The 25,269-nt window shown below is 49.0% G+C and carries 23 protein-coding genes; 13 read left to right on the forward strand and 10 right to left on the reverse strand.

The window, feature by feature from the left end; translation table 11 throughout:
• Window positions 1–3: 3 nt before the first annotated feature.
• From trpD to BFC17_RS10670, 8 genes are all read left to right on the forward strand, one after another.
• Window positions 4–1,032, forward strand: coding sequence for an anthranilate phosphoribosyltransferase (gene trpD / locus BFC17_RS10635; RefSeq protein ID WP_070176458.1), 1,029 nt, complete (start codon window positions 4–6; stop codon window positions 1,030–1,032).
• The gene (gene trpCF, locus BFC17_RS10640) at window positions 1,029–2,426 is read left to right on the forward strand and encodes a bifunctional indole-3-glycerol-phosphate synthase TrpC/phosphoribosylanthranilate isomerase TrpF (protein WP_070176459.1); all 1,398 of its coding nucleotides are present in this window, start codon (window positions 1,029–1,031) and stop codon (window positions 2,424–2,426) included. Before trpD ends, trpCF begins: the two co-directional genes overlap by 4 nt.
• Before the next feature lie 28 nt (window positions 2,427–2,454).
• A complete protein-coding gene (gene trpB / locus BFC17_RS10645; protein WP_070176460.1) occupies window positions 2,455–3,642 on the forward strand; it encodes a tryptophan synthase subunit beta in 1,188 nt (395 codons plus the stop codon).
• Window positions 3,635–4,441: a tryptophan synthase subunit alpha gene (gene trpA / locus BFC17_RS10650; protein WP_070176461.1), complete on the forward strand. Its 807-nt coding sequence runs from the start codon at window positions 3,635–3,637 to the stop codon at window positions 4,439–4,441. Before trpB ends, trpA begins: the two co-directional genes overlap by 8 nt.
• A gap of 2 nt (window positions 4,442–4,443) precedes the next feature.
• Window positions 4,444–4,743, forward strand: coding sequence for a YciI family protein (locus tag BFC17_RS10655; protein ID WP_070176462.1), 300 nt, complete (start codon window positions 4,444–4,446; stop codon window positions 4,741–4,743).
• A gap of 201 nt (window positions 4,744–4,944) precedes the next feature.
• Window positions 4,945–5,220, forward strand: coding sequence for a PepSY domain-containing protein (locus tag BFC17_RS10660; RefSeq protein WP_070176463.1), 276 nt, complete (start codon window positions 4,945–4,947; stop codon window positions 5,218–5,220).
• On the forward strand, window positions 5,220–5,915 hold the full coding sequence (locus BFC17_RS10665; RefSeq protein ID WP_070176464.1) for a response regulator transcription factor: 696 nt from the start codon (window positions 5,220–5,222) through the stop codon (window positions 5,913–5,915). Before BFC17_RS10660 ends, BFC17_RS10665 begins: the two co-directional genes overlap by 1 nt.
• A gap of 5 nt (window positions 5,916–5,920) precedes the next feature.
• On the forward strand, window positions 5,921–7,246 hold the full coding sequence (locus BFC17_RS10670) for an ATP-binding protein (RefSeq protein ID WP_070176465.1): 1,326 nt from the start codon (window positions 5,921–5,923) through the stop codon (window positions 7,244–7,246).
• Between the two features lie 58 nt (window positions 7,247–7,304).
• Here BFC17_RS10670 and BFC17_RS10675 read toward each other — a convergent pair whose 3' ends face one another.
• The 5 genes from BFC17_RS10675 to BFC17_RS10695 all read right to left on the reverse strand — a co-directional run bounded on the left by BFC17_RS10675 (window position 7,305) and on the right by BFC17_RS10695 (window position 14,039).
• On the reverse strand, window positions 7,305–8,063 hold the full coding sequence (locus BFC17_RS10675; RefSeq protein WP_139142055.1) for a hypothetical protein: 759 nt from the start codon (window positions 8,061–8,063) through the stop codon (window positions 7,305–7,307).
• 428 nt (window positions 8,064–8,491) lie between these two features.
• Entirely contained in the window at window positions 8,492–10,333 is a 1,842-nt protein-coding gene (locus tag BFC17_RS10680) for a serine hydrolase domain-containing protein (RefSeq protein ID WP_070176467.1), read from the reverse strand.
• 349 nt (window positions 10,334–10,682) lie between these two features.
• Complete coding sequence (locus BFC17_RS10685) at window positions 10,683–12,422, reverse strand: LVIVD repeat-containing protein (RefSeq protein ID WP_070176468.1); 1,740 nt, start codon at window positions 12,420–12,422, stop codon at window positions 10,683–10,685.
• A gap of 21 nt (window positions 12,423–12,443) precedes the next feature.
• The gene (locus BFC17_RS10690) at window positions 12,444–12,965 is read right to left on the reverse strand and encodes an Ig-like domain-containing protein (RefSeq protein WP_070176469.1); all 522 of its coding nucleotides are present in this window, start codon (window positions 12,963–12,965) and stop codon (window positions 12,444–12,446) included.
• Window positions 12,966–12,980: 15 nt separating this feature from the next.
• Window positions 12,981–14,039, reverse strand: coding sequence for an AI-2E family transporter (locus tag BFC17_RS10695; RefSeq protein WP_070176470.1), 1,059 nt, complete (start codon window positions 14,037–14,039; stop codon window positions 12,981–12,983).
• A 104-nt stretch (window positions 14,040–14,143) separates the two neighbouring features.
• On the opposite strand from BFC17_RS10695, the gene BFC17_RS10700 reads away from it, so the two are divergent.
• Window positions 14,144–15,043: a TIGR01777 family oxidoreductase gene (locus BFC17_RS10700; protein ID WP_070176471.1), complete on the forward strand. Its 900-nt coding sequence runs from the start codon at window positions 14,144–14,146 to the stop codon at window positions 15,041–15,043.
• On the opposite strand, the gene BFC17_RS10705 is transcribed toward BFC17_RS10700, so the two are convergent.
• Genes BFC17_RS10705 through BFC17_RS10720 form a run of 4 tightly spaced genes read right to left on the reverse strand, consistent with a single transcriptional unit; the run spans window position 15,040 to window position 20,061 of the window.
• On the reverse strand, window positions 15,040–16,170 hold the full coding sequence (locus BFC17_RS10705; RefSeq protein ID WP_070176472.1) for a DUF6136 family protein: 1,131 nt from the start codon (window positions 16,168–16,170) through the stop codon (window positions 15,040–15,042). The genes BFC17_RS10700 and BFC17_RS10705 overlap by 4 nt on opposite strands.
• Window positions 16,167–16,775 carry an ATP-binding cassette domain-containing protein gene (locus BFC17_RS10710; RefSeq protein ID WP_070176473.1) on the reverse strand — a complete coding sequence of 203 codons (609 nt, stop codon included), beginning with the start codon at window positions 16,773–16,775 and terminating at the stop codon, window positions 16,167–16,169. The genes BFC17_RS10705 and BFC17_RS10710 overlap by 4 nt, the downstream gene beginning before the upstream one ends.
• Window positions 16,776–16,832: 57 nt before the next feature.
• Window positions 16,833–19,370, reverse strand: coding sequence for an ABC transporter permease (locus tag BFC17_RS10715; RefSeq protein WP_070176474.1), 2,538 nt, complete (start codon window positions 19,368–19,370; stop codon window positions 16,833–16,835).
• Window positions 19,360–20,061 carry an ABC transporter ATP-binding protein gene (locus BFC17_RS10720; RefSeq protein ID WP_070176542.1) on the reverse strand — a complete coding sequence of 234 codons (702 nt, stop codon included), beginning with the start codon at window positions 20,059–20,061 and terminating at the stop codon, window positions 19,360–19,362. The genes BFC17_RS10715 and BFC17_RS10720 overlap by 11 nt, the downstream gene beginning before the upstream one ends.
• 18 nt (window positions 20,062–20,079) lie before the next feature.
• Here BFC17_RS10720 and BFC17_RS10725 point away from each other — a divergent pair, with 18 nt between their 5' ends.
• Complete coding sequence (locus tag BFC17_RS10725) at window positions 20,080–20,784, forward strand: arylesterase (RefSeq protein WP_229681085.1); 705 nt, start codon at window positions 20,080–20,082, stop codon at window positions 20,782–20,784.
• Between the two features lie 63 nt (window positions 20,785–20,847).
• Complete coding sequence (locus tag BFC17_RS10730) at window positions 20,848–21,039, forward strand: hypothetical protein (protein WP_070176475.1); 192 nt, start codon at window positions 20,848–20,850, stop codon at window positions 21,037–21,039.
• A gap of 28 nt (window positions 21,040–21,067) precedes the next feature.
• On the opposite strand, the gene BFC17_RS10735 is transcribed toward BFC17_RS10730, so the two are convergent.
• Entirely contained in the window at window positions 21,068–23,956 is a 2,889-nt protein-coding gene (locus BFC17_RS10735; RefSeq protein ID WP_070176476.1) for a bifunctional diguanylate cyclase/phosphodiesterase, read from the reverse strand.
• Between the two features lie 317 nt (window positions 23,957–24,273).
• Here BFC17_RS10735 and BFC17_RS10740 point away from each other — a divergent pair, with 317 nt between their 5' ends.
• Together BFC17_RS10740 and BFC17_RS10745 are read left to right on the forward strand one after the other, a co-directional pair.
• Entirely contained in the window at window positions 24,274–24,612 is a 339-nt protein-coding gene (locus tag BFC17_RS10740) for a PadR family transcriptional regulator (protein WP_070176477.1), read from the forward strand.
• Window positions 24,609–25,268 carry a hypothetical protein gene (locus BFC17_RS10745; protein ID WP_070176478.1) on the forward strand — a complete coding sequence of 220 codons (660 nt, stop codon included), beginning with the start codon at window positions 24,609–24,611 and terminating at the stop codon, window positions 25,266–25,268. The genes BFC17_RS10740 and BFC17_RS10745 overlap by 4 nt, the downstream gene beginning before the upstream one ends.
• Window position 25,269: the final 1 nt, after the last annotated feature.

Consider the following 25,269-nt stretch of genomic DNA (forward strand, 5'->3'; position numbering starts at 1 on the left):
CGCATGGCGGACTACAGCAAGGTAATCGAAACACTTTTCGCCGGTCAGCACCTGACCCAGGCCGAATCATTTTCAGTGTTCAATCAGGTCATGCACGGCGAGCTCTCTGAAGTTAAGCTGGCGACCTTATTAACTGCCCTGAAAATCAACGGCGAATCGCCTAATGAAATCGCTGGCGCAGCCAGTGCCATGGTTTCGAACGCCCGCCCTTTCCCTACGCCTGACTATGAGTTTGGTGATATTGTGGGCACCGGCGGCGATGGCCATCACACGATTAACATTTCCAGTGCAGCAGCACTGGTTGCCGCCAGTTGCGGTATCAAGGTTGCCAAACACGGTAACCGCAGCGTTTCGAGCAAGTCTGGTTCGGCTGATTTTTTTCGTGAGTGTGGAATAAAGCTCGACATTACCCCCGACGTGGCGCGGAAATGTCTTGATCAGGATAACTTCTGTTTCTTATTCGCCCCGGTTTATCACGCAGGAATGCGCTTTGCAGCACCGGTACGGGCCGAAATGAAAACCCGCACCCTGTTTAATATTCTCGGCCCGCTGGCTAACCCGGCAGGCCCCACATTCGGCGTATATGGCGTGTATACACCGGAATTATTAGATATTTATGCCCAAACCCTCACACTCATGGGTCAGCGTAAGGCGCTGATTGTCTATGGTGATGGTCTTGATGAGCTGTCTTTACATGGCCCCACGCAAGTCGTGGAAATTGACCATGGCAGCACCAGCCATTACACCGTAACGGCGGAAGATTTTGGTTTAAATCCTGCCCCTATAAGTGCTATCGCCGGAGGCGAGCCACAGGAAAACCGCCAGCTTATTGAGGCAGCATTGAGCGGTCAGGGCGAGCAGGCACATCGCGAAGCTATCGCCATGAATGCTGGCGCATTACTCAAAGTGGCCGGTGCCGCCAGCACGTTTAAGGACGGCGCTGAGCAAGCGCTGGAAGCCATGGCTAATGCCGCGCCGATTAAATTAATCAGACAAGTCGCTGAACACAGTCAACTGGAAGAAAATGCATGAGCAACGTACTCGAGAAAATTGTTGAAGACAAACGTGTCGAAATCGCAGCACGCATGGCCGAAACGCCTCTTGAGCAAATAAAACAAGGGTTAACCCCTTCTACCAAAAGTTTGTTCGACGCGCTCAGCGCCCCTGAAGCCGGTTATATTCTGGAGTGTAAAAAAGCCTCACCGTCGAAAGGGCTCATTCGCGAGCACTTTGATTTGGATGAAATCCTGGCGGCATATACGCCTTTTGCAGCAGGTATTTCGGTTCTCACCGATGAAAAGTATTTTCAGGGCAGCTTTGAGTATCTGGCCTACGTTACCGAGCGGGTAAGCCAGCCGGTGCTGAACAAAGACTTCTTCGTAAGTGAATACCAGGTATATATGGCGCGTTATTACAATGCCGATGCGATCTTACTGATGCTTTCGGTACTGGACGATGAGACCTACCAGCAGTTAGCCACACTGGCTGACTCGCTTGGCCTGGATATTCTTACCGAAGTCAGCAACGAAGAAGAAATGCATCGCGCTATCGCGTTAAAAGCTAAGATTATCGGCATTAATAACCGCAATCTGCGCGACCTGTCTACCGATTTGGCTACGACCGAAAAACTGGTGCCATTGCTTGAAAGCGCCACCCACGACTTTGTGGTGATCAGCGAATCGGGCATCTATACCCATCAGGACGTGTTACGCTTAGCACCGCTGTGTCAGGGATTTCTGGTAGGCAGCGCCTTAATGGCGCAACAGGATTTACCCGGCGCGGTAAAACAGCTGGTGTATGGCACGGTAAAAGTCTGTGGCATGACCAAGCCAGAACAGGTAGCGCATGCCTTTGCCGCTGGCGCAAGCTATTGTGGGCTGATTTTTGCGACCCACTCCAAGCGCTGTGTTACCCCGGAGCAGGCTCGCGAAATCGTCACTACCGTTCCCGGTAACTACGTTGGCGTGTTTGTAAATCAGCCACTGGAAATGGTGCTGCACATTGCCAACGAGCTAAACTTTAAAGCCGTACAATTACACGGTGACGAAGACACTATGTACCGCCAGCATTTACGCGCTAATTTACCGGCCGGTTGTGAAATCTGGCAGGCGGTTGGTGTGGCCGGCGAAATCCCCTATTTAACCCATGCACTGCTGGACGATGACACGCTGGATAAAGTGTTACTCGACTGTCAGGTAGGTAAACAAACCGGTGGTACCGGCCAACAATTTGACTGGTCGTTGATCCACAACGAGCTGGAACTCGAAAAACTCATTATTGCCGGCGGAATTAACCCGCAAAATGTGGCTGATGCCCAGGCGACCGGTGTTGCCATTGTTGATGTAAACTCAGGCGTAGAAAACGCACCGGGCGACAAATCACCAGAGCAAATCAGCCAACTCTTTAAAATTTGCCGTCAGTATTAAGCGGCAAATCAAGAAAACAGGACAACCAATGAATCAGTTAGACACGAAATTTGGGGATTACGGTGGCATGTATGTGCCCGAGTTACTTATTCCTGCCCTGGACCAGCTTGAACAGGCGTTTTTGGAAGCCAAAGACGACCCGGAATTCAACGCTGAGTTTATGTCGTTATTAAAAGATTACGCCGGTCGACCAACCGCGATGACGCTAACCCGTAATCTGGTTTCTAACCCTAAAGTAAAACTTTACCTTAAACGTGAAGATTTACTCCACGGTGGTGCGCATAAAACCAACCAGGTACTCGGCCAGGCGCTGTTGACCAAGCGTATGGGTAAAACCGAAGTCATCGCCGAAACCGGTGCTGGCCAGCACGGTGTAGCCACGGCATTAGCCTGTGCTCTGTTAGGCTTAAAAGCGCGAATTTACATGGGCGCGAAAGACGTAGAGCGTCAGGCTCCTAACGTATTCAGAATGCGCCTGATGGGTGCAGAAGTCATTCCGGTAGATTCTGGCTCAGGCACCTTAAAAGATGCCGTTAACGAAGCCCTGCGTGACTGGTCGGCTAATTATGATAAAGCGCATTACTTGCTGGGTACGGCGGCGGGCCCTCACCCGTTCCCTACCATCGTGCGTGAATATCACCGCATGATTGGTGAAGAAACCCGTGCACAAATCATGGAAAAAGAAGGCCGCCTGCCGGATGCCGTAGTGGCTTGTGTGGGTGGTGGTTCCAATGCCATCGGCATGTTTGCTGACTTTATTGATGAACCATCCGTACGTCTGGTTGGTGTTGAGCCTGCCGGTAAGGGCGTTCACACCAAAGACCACGGTGCCGCCATCGGTAAAGGTACCAAAGGTATCCTGCACGGTGCTTACACTTACATCATGCAGGACCCGGATGGTCAGATTGAAGAGAGCTACTCGGTTTCAGCTGGTCTTGATTACCCGGCCGTGGGCCCACAGCATGCTTACTTATCGGATATTGGCCGCGCTGAATATGTATCGGTTACCGATGACGAGGCGCTCAATGCCTTCCAGTTACTGGCACGCAAAGAAGGGATTATTCCAGCACTGGAGTCTTCTCATGCCCTGGCGTATGCCCTGAATATGGCTGATGAAGCCGAAGAAGAAACCATTATTGTAGTAAACCTGTCAGGTCGCGGTGATAAAGACCTTGGGCATGTTATAAATATTCTGGGAGATCAGGTTAATGGATAGATATGCAGAGATGTTTGCTCGTCTGGACGAGCAGAATGCCGGTGCCTTTGTCCCCTTTGTTATGATTGGCGATCCGGATATCGAAACATCCGAGAAAATCATTACTCAGCTAATTGAAAGCGGCGCTGATGCGCTGGAACTGGGTATCCCGTTTTCCGATCCGGTGGCCGATGGCCCGACTATCCAGAAAGCCAGCATCCGCGCTCTGGGTTCAGGCGTAACCCCTACGGCCTGCTTTGAACTGCTTAGCCGAATCCGCGCCAAATACCCGGAGATTCCGGTAGGTCTGCTGCTGTACTCAAATCTGGTGCTGGCTAAAGGGATGGATACTTTTTACGCCCAGGCAGAAGACGCTGGCGTAGACTCAATCCTGATTGCCGATGTGCCTATCCGAGAAGCCAAACGCTTCATTGATACCGCCAACAGTCACGGTATTAAGCAAATTCTGATTGCACCACCCAACGCTACCGACGCTACGTTTAAAGCGATTGGTGAACTGTCTTCAGGCTACACTTATCTGCTCGGCCGCGCCGGTGTTACCGGTGCAGAAACCGCCGCAACCATGCCTGCAGCGTCGCTGATTGAACGCCTCACCAGCGTGAATGCCGCGCCGCCATTACTCGGCTTTGGTATCTCTAATCCGGCGCAGGTAAAACATGCCATTGAAAGTGGTGCAGCTGGCGCGATTTCGGGTTCTGCAACCGTAAACATTATTGCCAGCCATCTGGATGATGTACCCGCTATGCTGAATGCACTGGGTACTTTTGTGTCTGAAATGAAAGCGGCAACAGGAAAATAACCATGTATTACATGATTTGTGCTACCGATAAACCCGGCACGCTGGAACAGCGCATGGCCGCTCGTCCAGCGCATCTGGCTCGTTTAAATGCCCTGAAAGATGAAGGTCGATTATTAATTGCCGGCCCCTTCCCGGCTATCGACAGTGAAGATCCTGGCAGTGCCGGTTTTACAGGTTCGTTAGTGGTTGCCGAGTTTAACAGCCTCGACGACGCCCAGGCCTGGGCAGACGCTGACCCTTACATCGATGCCGGCGTTTATCAGGACGTACTGGTAAAACCCTACAAAAAAGTACTGCCTTAACGGCCAGTTCATTAGCGCAAAGCGATAAGCTTTGCGCTCCTTCCCTCCAGTGTTACTATGCTGGTATAAATCAGCCTGAATGAACCACTGTTTTAATGCTATGGATTAGCCAACAAGAGTGATTCAGACATTGTTCAGCCTGATCAGGTTATCCTGCCAATAATAACGAGTAATTGGGCGTTGCCCGACAAGTGGAGTGACATGTTCAAAAGCATTGTTACCGGTGTTGTGCTTATCATGCTGGCTTTAACTTCAATCGAAGTACAGGCACAGCAGGATAAACAGCAACCTGTTAAAAATTCATCACAAGCGGTTCAGCAGGCTAAGCGCCACACTGAAGGCCGCGTGTTGAAGGTTGACAGGAAGCCAAGCTCTTACCGGGTAAAAGTGCTTAAAAAGTCTGGACGGGTAGTCACACTTGACGTTGATAAACGCTCCGGCAAGGTCCAACCCAGTAAACGCAAGGATGGAAATTAGTGAGAGTATTGGTCGCAGAAGACGATAGCCGTCTGCTGATGCAGTTAGACAGCCTGTTTCAACAACAGGGATACAGTGTAGATTTAGCTGACGATGGCGAAAAAGCCCTGTTTCAGCTGCAGGAGGTCAGTTACGATCTGGCCATTATTGACATTGGCCTGCCAAAGCTGGATGGCTTTGATGTGATTCGTCAGGCACGCAGTCTGAATATCACCACACCAGTATTAATTTTAACCGCCCGGGATCGCTGGCAGGAAAAAGTGGAAGGCCTCGACGCCGGTGCCGATGATTACCTCACCAAACCTTTTCATAACGAAGAATTACTCGCTCGGGTAAAAGCGCTGATCCGCCGGGCATCAGGACAAGCCAGTTCGACCATTGAATTTGGCCCTGTAGTGCTGGATATGCAAGCCAAGGAAATTCGTGTGAATGCGCGTTCGCTGGATCTTACCGCTTACGAATATAAGGTGATGGAATACCTGATGCTGCATCCGCAAAAGGTGATTTCTAAAACCGAGCTTACCGAACATATTTACGATCAGGATTTTGACCTCGACAGCAACGTCATCGAGGTGTTTGTTGGTCGCCTGCGCCGCAAGCTTGATCCCGACGGAACATTAAAACCCATAGAAACCCTGCGTGGCAGAGGCTACCGAATCAGCCGTGAACTGGCTCAGGATGCCAGTGGCAGTTAGCGTTAATGCCTAACCTGTCATTACGCTTACGAAGTTTATTTATCGCCATACTGGCGCTGGGCCTGTTTTTGCCGGTAACGGTGTTTACCTTGTCGAAGGCCTACACCACCAGCCTGCAACAGGCAAAATACAGCGAACTTAAACTCATGAACCTGGCGATGATCTCCGTATTCGAGTTTGAAGACGGCGACATTCTTATGCCCGAAATGCTCTACGACGAGCAACTTAACCTCCCTGACTCCGGTTATCTGGGCGCTATTACCTTGGGCAGCGAAATCGTGTGGCAATCCGCCTCCAGCGTTTACACCGTGTTTGATAACTTACCTGCTGCCCCGGCAACCGGCGATGAAAACTTTGTCACGCAACTCACGCTGGATAATATTAACAACCAGTACTTTGGCTACACCTACACTGCTGAGTTTGATAACGGTGAACAATACGTGCCGGTGAGTTTTTACGTATTCAATGACCGACGCGACTTCCTGCAGGAACGGGATGCCTTTTTGTGGTCGGTATGGCAATACCTGGGGGCGTTAGGAGGCGGACTTTTAGTAGTGCTTATTATTGGTATGAACACCCTGCTCAAGCCGGTACGCTTGCTGATAAGCGAAATCCAGCAAGCCAGTGGTGGCCATCAGACCCACCTGAATGAAGACTACCCACCAGAATTTACCCCACTCAAACAAAGTATAAATCAGTTACTGGCTGGTGAAGCAGAGCAACGGGAGCGTTATAAAAACAGCCTGGGCGATTTGGCACACAGTTTAAAAACGCCCCTCGCCGTCGCACTGGGCACGCAATCCTTACCAGAGAGCGCAAAAGAACCGCTGCAACAAATAGATGCCCTGATAAAACGGCAACTTAAACGCGCCGCTGCAGGTGCTTCAAGCTGGACGCAGGGTGAACCGGTAATGCCAGTAGTTAAACAACTTACCAACGCTTTAAACAAAGTATACCGGGATAAACACCTAACGCTGGCCGTACAGGGCGATGACGGCCTGTTTTTTGGCGACAAAACAGACTTAATGGAAATACTCGGTAACCTGATGGATAACGCTTGTAAGGCGGCCCAAAGCAAGGTAACCGTAACAATTAAACAATTACCCCGACAAACCGAATTGCACGTTGATGACGACGGCCCGGGCATTCCGGCCGAACAGGTAGAACGATTACTTAATCGCGGCCAGCGACTGGACGCCTACACCGACGGGCAAGGTATAGGCATGGCAGTGGTCACGGATTTGCTAACCGCCTATGAAGGCAAACTCACCATTAACCGCTCGGTCCTCGGCGGAGCAAGCATAAAACTCACCTTCCCCGGCCCGCGCTGATTTTGGGGTTGGTCAGGAGCGGACACAGTTACACTCTCGTTTGAGCTAGTACAGTTTATTATTGCTTTAACCGCGCAATTTCAGCTTCTAAAAGCGCCTTATTCCTTTCGAGGGTCACTTTGATTGAGTCAAGACGATGACGTTTGTCATAAGTGACTTCTTTAACCTTACGCATAAGTAGCATAAATTGCCTATCTGCAAGCATCTCGGTTAGATTGATGCTGCCTGTTAACCAGTTATCCTGATTTGGTTCTCCATTGTCAGGTACATTATATTTTACGTGTTTGTGATATATCTCTGAAGACAAGTTCTTAAGTTCTGCGTTATGTTCATGGGTGAAGAACGCTATACGGGGTAAAGCGCCAACGAACAAGCTTATGATTTCTCTTCGTACAACTGGATTTTCAATTTTATCTAATCCATTTGATTTAAGCGCTTCATAAGCACCATTGTCATAGTGAAAAAGAAAATGCACAGTGAGATTAAACAGATGAGTTAGAGCCTCTTCTTCACTGGCTTGGCGTTGAGTACTAATCACCTGATAAAAAAAACCGTATGCGTCTTCATTCAATTTGACTCTTGGATAATAGCCTTTATTCAATGCTTCAAGCGTTTTATCAATTGATGACTCAAGCTCGCCTAGCATCAGAATTTCGTATTTCTTATCCTGTACGGCTTTATAATAACTGTTTACGGATAATGCGATGAGAATCCCGGCCACTACTAAGATAATTTCGCCAATTGCATAATAGAAATAATTAATAAGTTTACGCTCATCAATTAACCGTAATCTGATTTTTCGAAATACCCTAAACATATCCATCTGCCCAAAGAGTGAACAACTTAACCCTATCGGCTTTTCCTTCCTTATTCAAATATGCAAGTAGAGTCGCTTTGATTAATAATCACTTGAGCGGAAGTCAGACCTACAGCTGAATGTTTGCTCATGGCGATTAGCCTTAAAAAATAGTTCGCTACAGATGATCGCTAGTCGCTCATAACAGCCCTAGTCGGTAAGTACAGCCTGATTACTTACTCTGCGGAGGTATTTTCTTTGTCATCCTGCGCGACAATGCCGTTGCTGAAAAATTCGTCTGTTTACTAAAAAACCGCGCTGGCAAGAGCCAATATCTTTGCTTGTATCTAAGGCTTCTGCAATCAGTAGCGCAATAGCGATAGTACTAGTGGATGCTCCCACCAGCACGGGAAAGCGTGCAGTGGGATTCAGTTATTAAAGGCTGGCGATTAGGTCCAGGTCAGCATTCCGATAACACCGTGGAAAAACAGATAAACCACTACTAGGAGCTGCAGGATCAGATAGCCCCCCACGAAGCCTCTGAGCCAGCGGGAAGTCTCAGAACCCCGGTATTTCAGCCGGACAACACAGGCATACAAGGTGATCACTGCAAACACCACCGACATTACCATGATCCCCAGCGATACCAGCCCTGGGGCGGAAAGATACTCGAATGGGTTAGCCAGTCCAACTGCCAGCAGCACAATAAAAATAGCTGCCGATAGCATGGAGAGTGACATCCACTTACGCAGCTTAGTGCCAGCCTCTGTAGTGATTTTGCCTCTTGCCCGGTTAATCAGCCAGATCGGTGTATATACCAGAGAAATCAATAAACTCAGAACCCACAACAGCAACACCGCTTTATCAGCAAATACATCAAATGCAGAGGTTTTAAGTAGCACCATGTTGCCGTAGTGAATGACCTCTCCGGCCTCCGGATCTGTCCCGATGGTCATCACCACTGCGCCTTTGTCGTTTACCCAGATATTATCGCCAACATAGACCGCTTCCCGGTTAAAGCCAGGTGTTGCTACGCTGTATAGGTGCACACCATCGTTGGTGATATCAATTTTCAGTGGCGTGGCCATGCGCTCAAGGAAAGCCTGCTTTTCGATGCGTAGATTGATGGGGCGATAGAAGCCGGTTCTGGCCTGCCATTCCTCAGGCACAGGCTGTTTATCCACGTCAGGTAGCGGGTAGCTGGCAGTGATGAAATCCGCCAGTTTCCGGGAAGCCTGGTAGAAGGCTCGCTGATCATCACTGTTCTGCAAAATCACAAACCCGGCCCCGGTTTGCGGCAGGTAAGCCAGTTCGGATGCCCAGCCGGTTATCGAGCCGTCGTGGCCACGAAAGCGCCAGTTGTCGTAGGTAATTGCAAAGTTATAGACACCGTAACCACCGGCGAAGTCGCCGGCATTGGTGGTTTGAGAGCGCTCCATCCGCGCCACACTGCCACTGGTCAGCAGCGGTGCGCCACGCTTGATATACAACGCCAGTAAAGTAGCTAAATCATCAATACTGGAAGATGCACCACCAGCAGGATAGATTAGCTGGTGCTGATGAGGTATCGCGCGACCGCTGCTGTAGCCGGTTACCTTGCGCAGTTCGTCCGGTTTTTCAAAAGTGGTTTTATCCATACCCAGTGGCTGCCAGATCCGGGCCTTCACGTATTCCTTAAATGGCGTACCCGAGGTCTTCTCCACCAGCAACGCGGCAACAGCGGCGGCACTATTGGAATAAGCGTGGCGGGTTCCCGGTGGCCAGCGGGAGATATGGCTGTCCGGATGCAGATTCAGCGCCTCATCCAGTGGCATTGGCGGGCGATTATCATAGGTAAACTCCATCAGCGACAAATCATCCCAGCCCGTAGTACTTTCCAGCAGATGTTTTACCAGCAGCGGATGACTGTCTTCCCAGGGGTTATCGAAGATAAAATCGGGCAATACATCTCGTACCTTTGCTTCAGGGTCAATACGGCCCTGCTCAATAAGCTGCATTGCCGCAATAGCTACAAACAGCTTGCTGATTGAAGCTATGCGATACTGAGAATCCTGCTTTACCGGCGTATTGCTGACTTTGTCGGCTAATCCAATGGACTTTATATGTACCGGTTTACCGGGTTGAATGATGGCGTAAGAGAGAGATGGGATATGGCGTTCTTCAAGCAGTACCGCCATGTCGGCGTCGAGGGAGCTCAGCGAGGGATTGATTTCTTCAGCACTTACCGGCTGCGGTATGACCCAATAAAACAACACACTTAACAATGCGCCGAGTGGTATTCGGTTGCACATAAACTAACGTCCTTTTTCAATTTAAAATACTTTACCGCAGCTGCTTTGCTAAAAGCATAGGGCTGAAGAAACTGGTCTTAGTTTTCCTGCCTCTTCCCTGCCCGATTTAACTGCTGCCTGAACCTACTCTGCCATGGCTAAGGCATCCCAACAGGCAAATAATACATTTGCGCCAATCCGTGACACTTCCAGATCGTAAATAAATTCTGTGTTAATGCCTTTCTGTCTGCCGGCCGGTTGCTGCGGGATCCTGTGTTCCCCATTCTCTGATTAACAATTTAACTCTATGAGGTACATGCAGTTACACATGCACCTTTACAACCTATTGTTGCAGACTGAGCCTTCACCTTTAATTTGATTCTTTATCCCGATACACCGCATTGGTCAGGCCTAACGAGTACAGCGCACCGTCAGGCGAAACCACGAGCCGCTTTTCACTGTTCAGCGCAGGGATGATTTTAATAAGCCGTGGATTGGTTGGGTCGGCGACACTAATTTCTTCTACGCCAAAAGAGTGACTGATAAAAGCTCGATTAGCTTTCATCGCAGTCGCCCCATAGGGCGAATAATGATCCGTGGTGTAAATGCCTTGAAGTTGTGGGTCGCTGGGTTTTGATACATCTACAATGTGAAGTTCGTATAGATAATTGATAGCAGCCAGACCGTTATAGACACTGAAGCGATGAATTGGCTCTCCGGTATCGTAGACACCAATTTGCGTTAGCGATGATGGCATTACATCTACAACACTCAGCTCTGAATTGGTAGCAACAAAAAAGTGACCATCCTGAAACACTATATCGCTTACCTCCGCCGAATCATATTGGCTAAGAAGTATGGGACCGGAGGGATCAGCAATGTCAACCACGTACAACATTCCTCCATCGCTGAATTGGCCAAGCAAGGCAATCTTAGCCTCACTGTCAATCGCGACGCTGGACACATAAGGCAAGTCCAGATCCCCAAGTTGAATGGGATTACCCGGGTCCGACACATCAACACTAACAAGCCCGCTGCCCCAAATGGCCAAATAAGCGACATTGTTGTCAACGGCGATACTTTCAAACTCCACATGATTTTCATTGGATAATTTCAAATCTAACCGACCACGTTGAGCCAGTGTTTGTGGGTCATGGGTAGTTAAGCCAAAATTGCCCTGCACCGCCACCGCTGCAGAATCAGTAAACGCAATATTTTGAACATTGTGCCCGGAGCTGATGGCAAATTCTGCGCTTAGCGTTTGTGAGGCTGGCGATGATCCTGTGAACAAATACCCTTTGTCGGCGTGTGTAAAAAACAGATTGCCAAAAGGGGTTATCAGTTCCTGGCGTATGCTATCAATCATTGTAAGGTCGATGGATTTGACAAAGTTAAAATCGTCTTCAACTGTGTAGATCTCCATTGTGTATTCTGTACGCGCGTAGAGTAAATTACCAGTCAGGTTAATAGCTCTGGAATATCCATCTGTTAGGGTGTAGCTCGACAGCAGCTCAGGTTCAGCCGGCGAGGACATATCATAGAGCCGCAGGGTACCAGCGTTTGAAATTACCAGTTTATCTTCACCGCCCGCAATATACGCCATTTCTCTGGCCCTATGCAGGACTACTGGATTAAACGGATCACTAACGTCCAGGTAGGTAACCGCAGTCTCGTCAAAGGCGTTTCTGCCTTTTAAAACCAGAGTTGTTCCATATAATTGTGTACTGTCAGCTATCAGGCTCAGCGCTATATTCTGTACTACAACCGGAGAATCCGGGGTACTGACATCAAGTAAGAAAATACCGTGCTCGTTATCAAATAAGTAAGCGAATTGGCTGGTAATTTGTATCAATCCAGTGGGTATGGAATATTGCTCGTTGGGCGCATAGCTAATCTCACTTTGCAAAGTTAATTGGGAGGCATCACGTGCGTAAATCGCGAGTTGCCCCTGGTCATCGCCCAATACTATTGCATACAGGTAATCGCCCACCGCAGCGACAGACTGGATGATACCTTTGGCAGGCGTGCCAGCGGTATTAACTAATTCAACTGGGTCGGTTGGCGTGGAAAAATCCCACACCGAAATAACGTTACCTTGTGGCACATACACATGGTTTTGTGCGAAGGCCGGTTAACCAAGACGACCTGTTATCGCTCTATGTGGGGTCGGGTCGAGCTCATTAAATGTGACACTAATGATTACTCTGGCCGTTGCTTTATACTCACCATCAGTCACGGTGTAACTGAATTCATCGCTACCTTTGTAGGTTAACGCTGGCTTATAACGCAACTCGTTGTTTTCGAGACTTAAAACACCATGCTCTGGTTGTGTGGATGAGGCTATAGATAACGTGTCATGGTCAGGGTCAGAGTCATTCTCCAGTACACTGACGACAAAGTTCGCGCCTGCGGCAACGTCAAAATTGTCGTCGGTGGCAACTGGCTCTCGGTTGGGCACTTGAACAGGCTGTTCATCGTTGGTGTCACCGCAAGCAACCAATAACAGTGTTGAAAGTGCAATGAGCGCAAACCTGGTAGCACTTGAAAATTTGCCATGCCTGGCAGTTAATCGGAAAACATTATCTGAGGATTGATACATATTACCTTCTCCCTCGTTTTTTGCGCAGCATGCTACTGTGCGATTATCATCCATGTAGCGCCTGATTGCTCACTCAGCAGCCGGCTTTTCCTTTTCTTCCAGCACAACTTCGCCGTCGCTGGATAGCAGTATCGCCAGCCAGCGGCTTTCTTCGCGGGATTCCAGCGCAATTTTTACGATCATGGTTAGCGGTACCGATAGCAGCATGCCTACGCTGCCCAGTAACCAACCCCAGAAAATCAACGACAGGAACACCACCAGCGTGGACAAGCCAAGTCCACGGCCCATAAAACGTGGTTCCACCACGTTACCCATTACCGTGTTTATTACCACAAAGCCAAGGGCAACAAGGCCTGCCTCGCCACCACCGTATTGTACCAGCGCCATTAGAATGGCCGGAATCGCGGCAATAATAGAACCGATGTTAGGGATGTAATTAAACAGGGACGCCAATACGCCCCACAGTAAAAAGTGATCAACGCCCAAAATATACAGCCAGGTGCCGGCCAGTAACCCGGTTGCCAGACTCACCACCGTTTTAATCGCCAGATAGCTGTTAACCGATTGAATAAAGCGGTCGATGTGGTGCATTTTCATTTGCGGATCGGATAACGCGATATGCAATCGCCGTGGCATACTCTCGGCTTCAAACAGCATGAATATCACGGTAAGCAGGATTAGAAACAGGTTAGACAATACCCCGCCCATGCCGCTTAAGAAGTTAGTGACCATCGACATGGCCATCCCCGGATCCAGGTAGGATATAATCAGATCTTTATCCACGTGAATATTGAATCGTGCCAGCTGATTGACCACCCAGGTAAACTCCCCCGACAGCTTCTCGCGGTATTGCGGCATATTTTCGCGAAATTCAGTGAGTGATTGCCCCACCAGCCCGGCCAGCATAAAACCAAAAACCACTATTAACAGTATAACCAGAGTAATGGAGAGCCAGCGTGGAATACGGTATTTAGACATCCACAAGATCAGCGGCCCACAGGCAATGGCGATAAAGCCGGAAAGAAAGAACGGCACCATGATAGTACTGGCGGCTTTAATGCCGGCCAGAATAATGATCAGGCTGGCAAAAATAAGCAGAGCTTTAGCGGTAGGCGATTGGGCTGACATAAAATACTGGTTTAGCTGGCAAAAAAGCCACGCTATCAGATTTGGCCAGAATTAGGTAGTCCCACGGGAAACACACCCGGGCAATTTATGTAACGGAGCATGTAATGCAAATATTAATCACCGGCGGCACGGGACTTATCGGTAAGCAGTTAATCTGCCGTCTGGGCAACCAACATCAGTTTACCGTGCTAACCCGCTCGACCAGCAAAGCTCGTCAGCAGCTCCCTGATACAGGCAACATTACTCTTATCGACAACCTGGATGCGCTGGACAATTTTAACGAATTCGACGTGATTATTAACCTCGCCGGTGAACCCATTGCCGACAAACGCTGGACCAGCCAGCAAAAGTACCAGATTTGTCAGAGTCGCTGGCAGCTTACCACGGCACTGGTAAGCAAAATCAATGCATCAAGCACGCCCCCGCATACTTTTATTTCCGGCTCTGCGATTGGTTATTATGGCCGTCAGGGTGACAAAGTGGTAACAGAAGAAAACACCGAGCCCCATAATGAGTTTACCCATGAGGTATGTGAACGCTGGGAGAAGATTGCCGAAACGGTACAGCAAACCTGCCGTGTTTGCCTGCTGCGTACGGGTGTAGTGTTAGCCGCTGAGGGCGGCGCACTGGCGAAAATGCGCTTACCTTTTAAGCTGGGGCTCGGAGGCCCAATCGGCAGTGGCGAACAATATATGTCGTGGATCCATCTGGATGATATGGTGAATGCTATTGAGTTTTTACTCACTCACCCCGAATGCGCAGGCCCGTTTAATTTAACCGCGCCACAGCCCGTAACTAACCATGAGTTTGTTAAAGCCTTTGGTAATGCGCTTGGTCGTCCTGCCATCATGCCCATGCCCGGATTTGCCCTGAAGCTCATAATGGGTGAAGCGGCGGATATGTTGCTCACCGGCCAACGGGTGATTCCGCAAAAATTACAGGGTGCTGGGTTTACCTTTAAGTTTGATTCTATACAGAGCGCCTTTGCCGATACCGAGGGCTAAACCAGCAGAAATATCACCAACACAAGAATGCCTGCAACCAAAGGAAAGGCCAGATAATAATTTGGGCGCAGTAAAATACCGGCTTGTGTTGCCACATAAATAAGAAGAAACAGGCACCAATGCGACAAGTCAAAGAGTGAAAATAACAGCATTAGCACAATAAACGGCAGTGAGAAAAATAAGCAATAGCCTAATGACTGAAAGGTAATCGAGCTGGAACTAACCGGCAGTGTAGCCAGGTAAAGTTCAAGTCGTTGCCTCATCGATTGCAGCTCCAACAATTTTGTCGCCGATATTATGCCCAGTACCACTGCAAAAAAAGCACTCGCCGCGCCCCTGGCGTCCGGACTAATGTGCTGTACGAATATCGCACCTAAAATAAGTAGCAGCAGGATCACCACACCCCGCAATATTGTTGGTCTGCCCGTAGAGAGATCCTGTTGGAGGAATAATCGCCATAAATCATCCGGTAAAAACGTAAGCGGCCATGAGGGCAGTTTTATCCACCGCTCAATCAGAATAGCCACAGGAACCACTATTAAACACATTGCCGGAGTAGCAAGAGAAGCCAACCACGGCATAACAACCAAGGGCAGCAGAAACAAACTCAACCACGGCCTTTGCGTTCCCAGCGCACTACGGCAATAGTAAAACGCCAGTAGCAGTAAAGCGGTGAGTGGAAATAGCTGCGTTACTACCTCAGCTATCGGCGTAGTTACCAGCTCAACGGCATGACTCACCACCATTACCAGCAACACAACTAAAGGCGCTGCGATAAACACATTGGCGGCGTATAACAGCAAACCCAGGTTGGTAACTGCGCGTTGTCCCGGCGATACAGGTAAGGAGCTGTCATACAGGTTGTAATCGGCGCCGGTGAGCGCTTCTTTTTGCATGCTTATCCAGCAATAGCAAAGCAAAAGATATCCCCACAGGGTGAAAAAATAACTTTGCCCGGCAGCGTCTTTATCGCCGAGCACGCCCAATGCCAGTAAGGGCAAAAGCAATAAGGCGTACATCGCCATAGGAAACAAAGCAACAATACCCGTTCCTACCTGGGTAAGACTATCCAGCCATTGTTTTAACGCGTGCTGGTATAAACGGCGGCGAAACTGCCAGTAGGTCACCGCGCATGAACTCCGCTGGCATCCAGGTGCAGATGACGAACCTGAGTGGCGTCTGCGAACACACCGGTCTCATGGCTGGCTATCACAATCTGTCCGGGGTAACTGGCTAAGAAATTATCCAATGCTTGCCGGGTTTGCTCATCCAGCCCATTGGTCGGTTCATCAAGCAGCAATAGCTCGGGCTGGTGCATCAATGCCAGTATGAGACTGAGTTTTTTATTATTACCCAGCGATAAATCGTCCACTTTAGTGTTAAGAAACGGACTTAGTCCAAGGCGCTCTATCCACTCGTTATTAGCCGGGCAGTTAAATTGCCTGGCCTGAAATGAAAGCATTTCCATAACGGTAAAAAAGCCCGGTAAACTCACCTTATTAGCACTGATACCGATTTTGTGGCGCATTGCTGTGGCAGTGACCGGCTGTTGATTAAAGTAAACCGTTCCCGCCGATGGCACAAGGACACCGGCGGCAATTAACAACAAGGTAGTTTTACCCATGCCATTAGCGCCCGTCAGGACGATGCGCGATTCTGGCAAGGTCTGGTTAAAATCCTGAAATAATGTTCTGGCACCAAAATGGTGACTGACGTGCTCAAACGATAACAATGCGAAGTCCCTGCTGCAGGTGTGGCGGCGAGCCTGACTGGCAAGCTCGCGCTTTCTTTAAACCATTTTCCGTAATAGCTGCCCGGTATTAAGCCGTAACAGTCTGTAACAGCCCAATGCGCCCAGAATACCCACAACCATAGCACCAACTAACGGCGCAATGATCCAGTAATCCCAGTGCATGGAAGCCTGCATGTCAAAAATACGGCTTTGCAACAAATACAGGCTGACTTCATTGGCCATGGCGGCCATTAAGCCTGCTACAGTACCGATGATCAGGAACTCGTTAATCACACTAAAGCGGATAAGCCGCCCTTTCGCGCCCAGAGTGCGCAAAATGGCCAGTTCCTGCTGGCGCTCATCCATACTGGCCTGAACCTGAGCAAACAACACCAGTGAACCGGCAATCAACACCAGCACCAGGATAAACTCAACAGCCAGCGACACCTGGTCGATAATTTCACGTACCTGATTAATCCGTGCATCTACGTCAAACAAAGTGACCGCCGCAAATGGTTGCATCAACGCCGTAATATCCGCTTTGCGCGAAGCATCCAGATGAAAACTGGTTATGTAGGTTGCCGCAAAGTTTTGCATCGCAGCCGGATGCAAAACAAAGAAGAAATTGGGCTGCATAGTCTGCCAGTTTACCTCTCGGATACTGGTTACCCGCGTGGTCACAATTTCACTACCAATATTAAAGGTGAGTAAATCGTCCAGATTAATTCTGAGCCGCCCCGCGACGCCTTCTTCCACCGACACCGGATAAATCGGCCTGCTATCTTCGGTCACATCGTTGGCATCCGCTTGCCAGTCATCATGCCACTGGCCCTGTACAATACGGTTTTCATGTTGCAGACGAAGACTCCAGCTCAGATTAGCCTCACGGCCGAGGCCCTGTCGACCTTCAGTTTCCTGACCATCCTCTTCTTTAGTGACTTCAGTCTTGATGCGCTCGTCGTTAACCGCCACAAAGCGACCTCTCACCACCGGATAGAATTCATCCAGCGTGACCTGATTCGCCTCGAAGTGTTCTGCCAACACCGTTTTTTGTGACTCGGTAATATTCGACATGAAATAGTTAGGCGTATCCTGCGGTAACTGCGCACGCCACTGCGCTATCATGTCATTGCGCATTACCAGCACCACCAGCAGCAGCATAATGGTTACAGAAAAGCTGATTAGCTGAACACTGTTGTCCATCGCCCGGCGGCGAATACGCGCCCAGGCCAGCTGCCACGAGCCCATCGCGCCCTGTCCCAAGCGACGCCCCAGCGCGATAAGACCATAGGTAACGCCCAGCAAAGCCACCACCAGCAGCACGCCAGAGCCAAATAAAATTGCACTGATTTCAAGATCCCGACTGTACACCCACATCAGCAAAAAAATTGCGCCGCCTGACGCACCAAATTGCAACCCTCGGGAGCTTAACCCTGCGCCCATATCTCGGCGCAGCACCCGCAAAGGCGGTACTGAGAAAAGGCGTAACAGCGGGTATAAAGAAAATAGCACCGCACAAATAGAACCGGTGAGCACCGCAATGAATACCGGACGCCAGTGCCAGACATCCAGTGACACATCTACCTGCCCGGCGAGGGCTGTTACCACTACCTGCTGAATAATCACCCCGGCAATAATACCGATTACAATGCCCAGCACAGTGATAAATAAAATCTGCAACACATACACATTGCGGATCATTTGTTTTGTGGCACCAAGGGTTTTAAAAATCGCCACCGGGTCATAGTGTCGCTGACTATAACGCTGGGCCGCTACCGCAATAGCAACCGCGGCCAGCACGATCGCCAGCAAACTGGCGAGCAAGAAATAACGCTCGGCTCGGGCAATAGAACGGCCAATGGCCGACTCATCATCGCCCACCCGCTGCCAGCGATGAAGCTCATCGTCAAGTTGCGGTCTTAACCAGTCGTAGTATTGCTCAATGAGGGAATCTTCACCGGCAAAGTAAGCTTTGTAAGTAACCCTGCTACCGGGGCCGGTAATATTAGTTTTAGCCAGGTCTTCAAGCGCAATTAACACCATAGGATCGGTGTTAAACACGCTGAACCCCTGATCCGGGATTTCGGACAAGACCCTGGCTACTTCAAACTCAGAATCGCCGATGTAAACGGTATCGCCAAGTTTTACATCCAGGAGTTGGAATAGTCTGGAATCCAGCCAGATCTCGCCGGACTGCGGCGTTTTATCGGTTGCCACCGGTGAGCCAAAAGGTTTGTCGGTGACCTGAATTTCGCCCTTAAGCGGATACTGCGCACTCACGGCGCGTAAATCCACCAGCGACATCTGCTGTTCGCCAAATGCCATAGAACGGGTACTTACCTGTTCTGCTGTGGCAAGGCCTTCTGTTTCAGCTTCGGCGATCCAGGCTTCGTTAATGGGTTTTCGTGAGCCTAACTGGCTGTCGGCGGCAATAAACTGTGAGGAGCGCTCGACCAGAGCACCCTGTAACCGCTCACTGAACAGCGAAAGCGACAGCACAGCCGCTACCGATAAAATAATGGCAAAGAGTATAATGGTCAGCTCGCCCCGACGGGCTTCGTGTTTAAATAAGCGCCAGGCCAGATTAGCTACCATATGCTAAATCCTTCTGTGCGGGCGCTGCGGTAATTTCGGTAAGTTCACCGGCTTGCATTTGCAACTGACGCTCACATTTTTTGGCCAGCTCATTATCGTGAGTTACCAGTACCAGGGTGGTGCCCACCTCCCGGTTTAAATTAAACAGCAGATCTTCTACACGTACACTGTTAGCAGCATCCAGGTTACCGGTAGGCTCATCAGCAAATAAGATTTTTGGCTGGCCAATAAAGGCCCGGGCAATCGCCACCCGCTGCTGCTCACCGCCAGATAACTGATTAGGATAATGATGGGCACGATGACTCAGGCCCACCTGCTCCAGAATCGTCTGCGCGCGTTTTTTGGCATCCGCCAAACCGGCAATTTCGGCCGGTAACATCACGTTCTCAATCGCTGTCAGACTCTGAACCAACATAAAACTCTGGAAAATAAAGCCCACTTTTTCACCACGCAAACGAGCCCGTTGTTCTTCGTCCATGGTGTGCAGTGGTTCTTCATCGAGATAAATCTCTCCGGTGCTTACTTCGTCCAGTCCTGCGAGCAAACTTAATAATGTGGATTTACCGGATCCTGACGCACCGACAATAGCAATAGACTCGCCCGCCTTGACTTCAAAGGAAATAGGTTGAAGGATCTGAAGCGAACCTTCGCTCGTAGTGACTGTCTTAGTTATATCTTTGGTTTGAATCATAAAGGAGCTATTGTCGTTTTGATTGGTCATCGTTTATTCCGTCTTGGCCCCACGCTTAAGTGGGTAAAAACCCTGGTATTATTAATACCTTTTGCACTGTTTTCAGATCACCTTCTGGCCCAGTCTGCTGATTCAAAGCAAACGGCGGAGGCAACAACTGAAACGCGACTTTTGATACTCGGAGATAGCCTAAGCGCCGGCTATGGTTTGTTGCAAGCGCAAAGTTGGGTTAGTTTGTTACAAAATATCTGGAATGAGCAGCAACGTGGGATTGAAGTGATAAACGCTGCGATTAGTGGCGAAACCACCGATGGCGGTCTGGCCAGACTGCCCCGTTTACTGACTCAGCATAACCCAACCCATGTACTGGTTGAACTGGGCGGCAATGATGGACTACAAGGGCACAACGTTACCAAGTTACAGCAAAACCTGACCCAAATTGTGCAACTGGCCAAACAGCATGGCGCCAAAGTGTTTTTGCAGGATATGCAAATACCCACCAATTATGGTCGTCGCTACAACCAGATGTTCAGCAACAGCTTTAAACAGGTTGCCCAGTCTGAAGGTATTCCGCTAATCCCGTTTTTCTTAGAGGATATCGCCCTCAACGAAGCGTTAATGCAGCGTGATGGTATTCACCCTAATGCAGAGGGTCAGCCGCTGATAGCTGAATTTATGGCTAAACAACTCACCCCTTATTTGGATGAGTCGTCACAGCACTGATCGCAATTTGGTGAATAGCGCCTATACTTAGGCAGTGTAATTTAACCAGATGAGAGGTCAGTAATGGAAATTGGGCAGTCACCACTTAGCAGTAATTATTCGCAACCCGCACCGGTTCAGCCGGAGCGCAATGAGTCACCCCGTCAGGAAAGACTGGAAAGTAACGAACCCAGAGAAACTACACCAGCGCCACAACCAGCAACCAACGCGACTTCAGGCGGCCCTGTAGGCGGCAATATCGATACCTATGCTTAAGCGGTCTGAGCCCGCCTTAAGCATTTAACTACGGCAAATACTTCCTTTCAAAATCCGTTAACGGGATTGGTTTGCTGTAATAGAAACCCTGTACCCTGTTGCATCCCTGGCTTCTTAACAATTGTTCTTGCTCGTAAGTTTCTACACCTTCTGCCAGCACCCGCAGTTTAAAATTGGCGGCAAGGTCGATAATCGATTTCACGATCCCAGCCCCTTCACCAGATTCGAGCTTAGACGTAAATTCCCGGTCGATTTTCAGTTTATCTACGGGCAGTTTATCCAGATACGCCAGTGAGGAATAGCCGGTACCAAAGTCATCAATGGCAACATGAAAACCCATTTCACGTAATTTGGACAGAATCGCACTGGCCGACTGAAAGTTTTCTATAATCGCACTCTCAACGATCTCCAACTCTATATTTGCCGGGTTTATCGGCTGCCGCCTGAGTTCTTCCGTCATGCGTTCCAAAAGTTCATTGTCGGCTAAATCCAGTGCCGAAATATTAAAGGATAAAAATAGCTCCAGACCCGCGCTTTCCCAGCGACGAATAATGCTAAAGGCCTCTTTAACCAACCAGCCGGTTACCAGTCTGATGGCCCGGGTTTGTTCGGCTACATCGATAAATGCCGCTGGCGTTAAGAACCCTTTCACCGGATGATTCCAACGAAGCAGTGCTTCAGCGCCCACGACTTCACCGGTGAGAGTGTCCAATTGTGGCTGCAGATATAACTCCAGCTCGTTTTCTGTGATTGCTCGTTTTAGTTCTGCAGCAATGGTTAGTCTGGAGCTTGCTTCAACCAGAATATCCTGAGTAAAAAAGGCCACACAAGCACCACCAGCCTGCTTGGCTTTGTACATTGCAGCGTCGGCCCGAACCAGTAAATCATCACTGTTTGTGGCATCAGTAGGAAAACAGGCAATGCCTACCGAACAGCCGACGTTAACTTCCTGTTCTCCGACCAGATAGAAGGGCTGGTTCATTTCCTGGATCAGCTTTAATGCCAGCGCTTCAAGTTCTTCGGCGCGATGATATTCCTCAACCAGCAATACAAATTCATCCCCGCCCATTCTGGCCAGAATGTCCGACGAACGCAGACGACTTACCAAACGCCCAGTCACCATTTTAAGCAGTTCGTCACCGGCCACGTGACCAAGACTGTCATTGACCACTTTAAAGCGGTCAAGATCAAGATACAGCAAAGCACATTGCTGTTTATTACGTTCACAACGGGTAACGGCATGTTGCAGATGTAACTGAAATTGCACCCGGTTAGGCAGCTCGGTGAGCGAGTCATAATGCGCCAGATGCTCCAGTTTTTCCTCTGACTGCTTAAGGTTGGTAATGTCAGAAAACACGCCAAGGTAATTGGTTATCTCACCCTTTTCATTTTTAACTTCTGACACACTCAGTAATTCAGGGAATACGGTGCCGTCTTTACGCCGGTTTAATATCTCGCCGCGCCAAAAACCGGTTTTATCCAGAGTCTGATACATCGACTCCTCAAAGCCTTCTTCAAACAACCCTTCCCCCAAAAAGAAGGGCAACTTACCCAGAACTTCTTCTTCGGTATAGCCGGTAATCTCGGAAAACGCTGGATTAATCGACACGATTTGATGCTTTTCATCGGTTACCACAATCCCTTCAAGACTGAAGTTAAACACCTGCCGGCTTAGTTCCCATCGTTTTTGGTATTCGAGGCGGTCTGTAATATCAATAATGATGGAGTAAATAAGACGTTGTCCGCCACTGTCGACGGGCGTATTTAATACTTCCACATCACGAATATCGTTGTTGGCCAGTTGATGTTTGGTCTCAAAACGTGTCGAGCTGTGTTGCATGGCATCCGATAATTTAACGCTGGTGAGGCCTTTACTGTTCGCCTGTAAATCAAAAATCGACATACCGTCAAATTGCGCGGCGCTGTATCCATAGTATTCCAGCGCGGCTTCATTAGCGTCTACAATCTCGCCGCTTTCACTCACAATCAGCATCACTACTGCATGGTCCGAGAAGAACTGCCGGAATTTTTCTTCTGATTCGGTAAGCGCTTGCAATTTTTCCTCCTGCAATAACAGGTTATATTGCCGAAGCTGAATGATGTAAAAGGCGATAATGCTGAGTATAAAGGCGATACCCCAAAAAATGGGGTGCAATTTAAATGTAACCCACCCTTCTGATGGCTGTGCTGAAAGATGCCACTCGCCGTAGGGTAGTTTAATAGACAGGTTAACCGGTTGATGAAACTGTGACTCGTCAACCGTGCGATAAATTTCGACCAGCTTACCAAACTCGTCCCGCCCGGTGATGACGATATCCAGCATGGCATGATCGGTAAAACCGGCGTTTCTCAATACGCCTTCGTAGTCGAGTACGACCGATATAATGCCCCAGACACCATCGTCATTAATAATGGGTAACCGGGCAATAAAACCCACGCCGCCCTGAACCAGGTTTACTGGCCCATCCAACGTAGGTGACCCGGTACTCACTGCCATAAATGCTGATTCCCGCTGCTCCTCGCTTACCCGATAGTCGAGTCCCAGGGCTTTTTCGTTGCCTTCTATAGGGTAAATAAGGTTAATAACAAAGCCACGGGCCCCGGCGATGTTGATGATATTGTTGCGCTGTTCTAACAAGCGGCTGACGTACTCACTAAATCCGGCCTGATCAATCTCCGGATTTAGCGAGATGTAAGCCGCTGCACCGCGGATAAGCTCAATATTAGTGTACAGCTCAAACTCAAGATTTGCCCTTAGGATCCCCAGCTGCTGATTCACTTCACTGGTTTGCACTTCCCGCTGCCAACGACTGACAAGGAAGTCCGCCATCAGCGTCAAAGCGATAAGAACCGCTAAGGTAGCAGCATACCACCAGCTGACATGATGTTTATTTTTTGTGGAATTCTGACTACGCAAAAACGTTCCTAATTTAATTAACGAAGCCGCCAGCTCAAGCTTTGAAACACTCTCTTAAAACCAGGCCAGGTCAAAAAAGCGACACGTCCATAAGCATAGTTCAGCCAGGAGCACTATGCTGATTTTTTTTAGAAAATTATAAAATGGATCAATAGTCTATTGCAGAGCCGGTCATCAATAAATCAGCTGCCCCCCACTTACTATTGACTTATAAAAATACATACCAGCGCATAGCCTATAATTATCTTTACTTTGTAGAATAAATTACTATCCTATTACTTTACTTTGTAGTGGAAATTGATAAGGAGAGGCGAGACATGGGGAAGTCACGTTTTTTAGGGGAGTTTGAACAGTACGTTTTACTCGCTATTTTACGGCTTTCAGAGCAGGCATATGGCACTACTATTCGCCAGGTTTTGTTCGATGTTATTCAGCGGGATGTAAGTATTGGCGCTTTATACACCACCTTAACCCGACTGGAAGAAAAAGGGCTTATCAGTAGCCGGCTAGGCGAAGCGACCGCCGAGCGTGGCGGGCGGGCAAAGAAGTATTTTGTCGTCACAGGAGAAGGTAAACGAGCGCTAAACGATACCCGCCGATCACTTGATGCCATGTGGCGGGATGTAAAGCTGTCCTTTGTAGGAGTATCTAAGTGAACAGCTCACCACCACCGCGAATTGCAGAGGCCATACTGGCTAAAATACTGCCAGAGACGCTGCGGGAACCGCTGCTAGGGGATTTAGAAGAAGAATTCAGAGACCTCCAACAAAACCGTTCAGCGGTTAACTGCCAGTTATGGTACTGGCGTCAGGCTTTGCTCACCTCATTTTTATATTTTAACCAAACCCAAAAGGCACTAATTATGTTTGTCATCAGCGTGTTGTTTTTTGCTTTACTCACTTTTTTTGCAATGTCACTGTCTGGTGGCGTTGGTATGTTTTTCGATATCCCTTCTTTGATTTTAACCCTGCCACCAGCGGTAGTCTTTGCGATAGCGGTCACCTCGGCAATGCATTTAAAACAGGCATTTAGCATGGTATTAAGTGGTCATGTTGAGTCTTTAAGGCAGGTTAAACAAGGCGTGCATGTATTTAACGTTCTCGGCAACTCTGCAATGTGGCTGGGCGGATTAATGACCTTATTGGGCTGGGTTGCCATGGGTTCCAATATGACTGATATGCAGGATTTCGGGCCGGCTTTTGCCGTTTCTATTTTAACCTTTATGTATGCACTGGGGATTAAAATCCTGTGTTATGTAGCGGCTGAACGCATTGTTTTTCTTGGTCAGGGCCTGATAAGCAATAACGAATAGC

Source organism: Marisediminitalea lipolytica (assembly GCF_001758465.1).
GTDB lineage: Bacteria > Pseudomonadota > Gammaproteobacteria > Enterobacterales > Alteromonadaceae > Alteromonas > Alteromonas lipolytica.

Coding starts and splice junctions, on each gene's coding strand:
- trpD (WP_070176458.1), top strand. CDS start 4: ATGGCGGACTACAGCAAGGTAATCGAAACACTTTTCGCCGGTCAGCAC.
- trpCF (WP_070176459.1), top strand. CDS start 1,029: ATGAGCAACGTACTCGAGAAAATTGTTGAAGACAAACGTGTCGAAATC.
- trpB (WP_070176460.1), top strand. CDS start 2,455: ATGAATCAGTTAGACACGAAATTTGGGGATTACGGTGGCATGTATGTG.
- trpA (WP_070176461.1), top strand. CDS start 3,635: ATGGATAGATATGCAGAGATGTTTGCTCGTCTGGACGAGCAGAATGCC.
- BFC17_RS10655 (WP_070176462.1), top strand. CDS start 4,444: ATGTATTACATGATTTGTGCTACCGATAAACCCGGCACGCTGGAACAG.
- BFC17_RS10660 (WP_070176463.1), top strand. CDS start 4,945: ATGTTCAAAAGCATTGTTACCGGTGTTGTGCTTATCATGCTGGCTTTA.
- BFC17_RS10670 (WP_070176465.1), top strand. CDS start 5,921: ATGCCTAACCTGTCATTACGCTTACGAAGTTTATTTATCGCCATACTG.
- BFC17_RS10675 (WP_139142055.1), bottom strand. CDS start 8,063: ATGTTTAGGGTATTTCGAAAAATCAGATTACGGTTAATTGATGAGCGT.
- BFC17_RS10680 (WP_070176467.1), bottom strand. CDS start 10,333: ATGTGCAACCGAATACCACTCGGCGCATTGTTAAGTGTGTTGTTTTAT.
- BFC17_RS10690 (WP_070176469.1), bottom strand. CDS start 12,965: ATGGATGATAATCGCACAGTAGCATGCTGCGCAAAAAACGAGGGAGAA.
- BFC17_RS10695 (WP_070176470.1), bottom strand. CDS start 14,039: ATGTCAGCCCAATCGCCTACCGCTAAAGCTCTGCTTATTTTTGCCAGC.
- BFC17_RS10700 (WP_070176471.1), top strand. CDS start 14,144: ATGCAAATATTAATCACCGGCGGCACGGGACTTATCGGTAAGCAGTTA.
- BFC17_RS10715 (WP_070176474.1), bottom strand. CDS start 19,370: ATGGTAGCTAATCTGGCCTGGCGCTTATTTAAACACGAAGCCCGTCGG.
- BFC17_RS10720 (WP_070176542.1), bottom strand. CDS start 20,061: ATGATTCAAACCAAAGATATAACTAAGACAGTCACTACGAGCGAAGGT.
- BFC17_RS10730 (WP_070176475.1), top strand. CDS start 20,848: ATGGAAATTGGGCAGTCACCACTTAGCAGTAATTATTCGCAACCCGCA.
- BFC17_RS10740 (WP_070176477.1), top strand. CDS start 24,274: ATGGGGAAGTCACGTTTTTTAGGGGAGTTTGAACAGTACGTTTTACTC.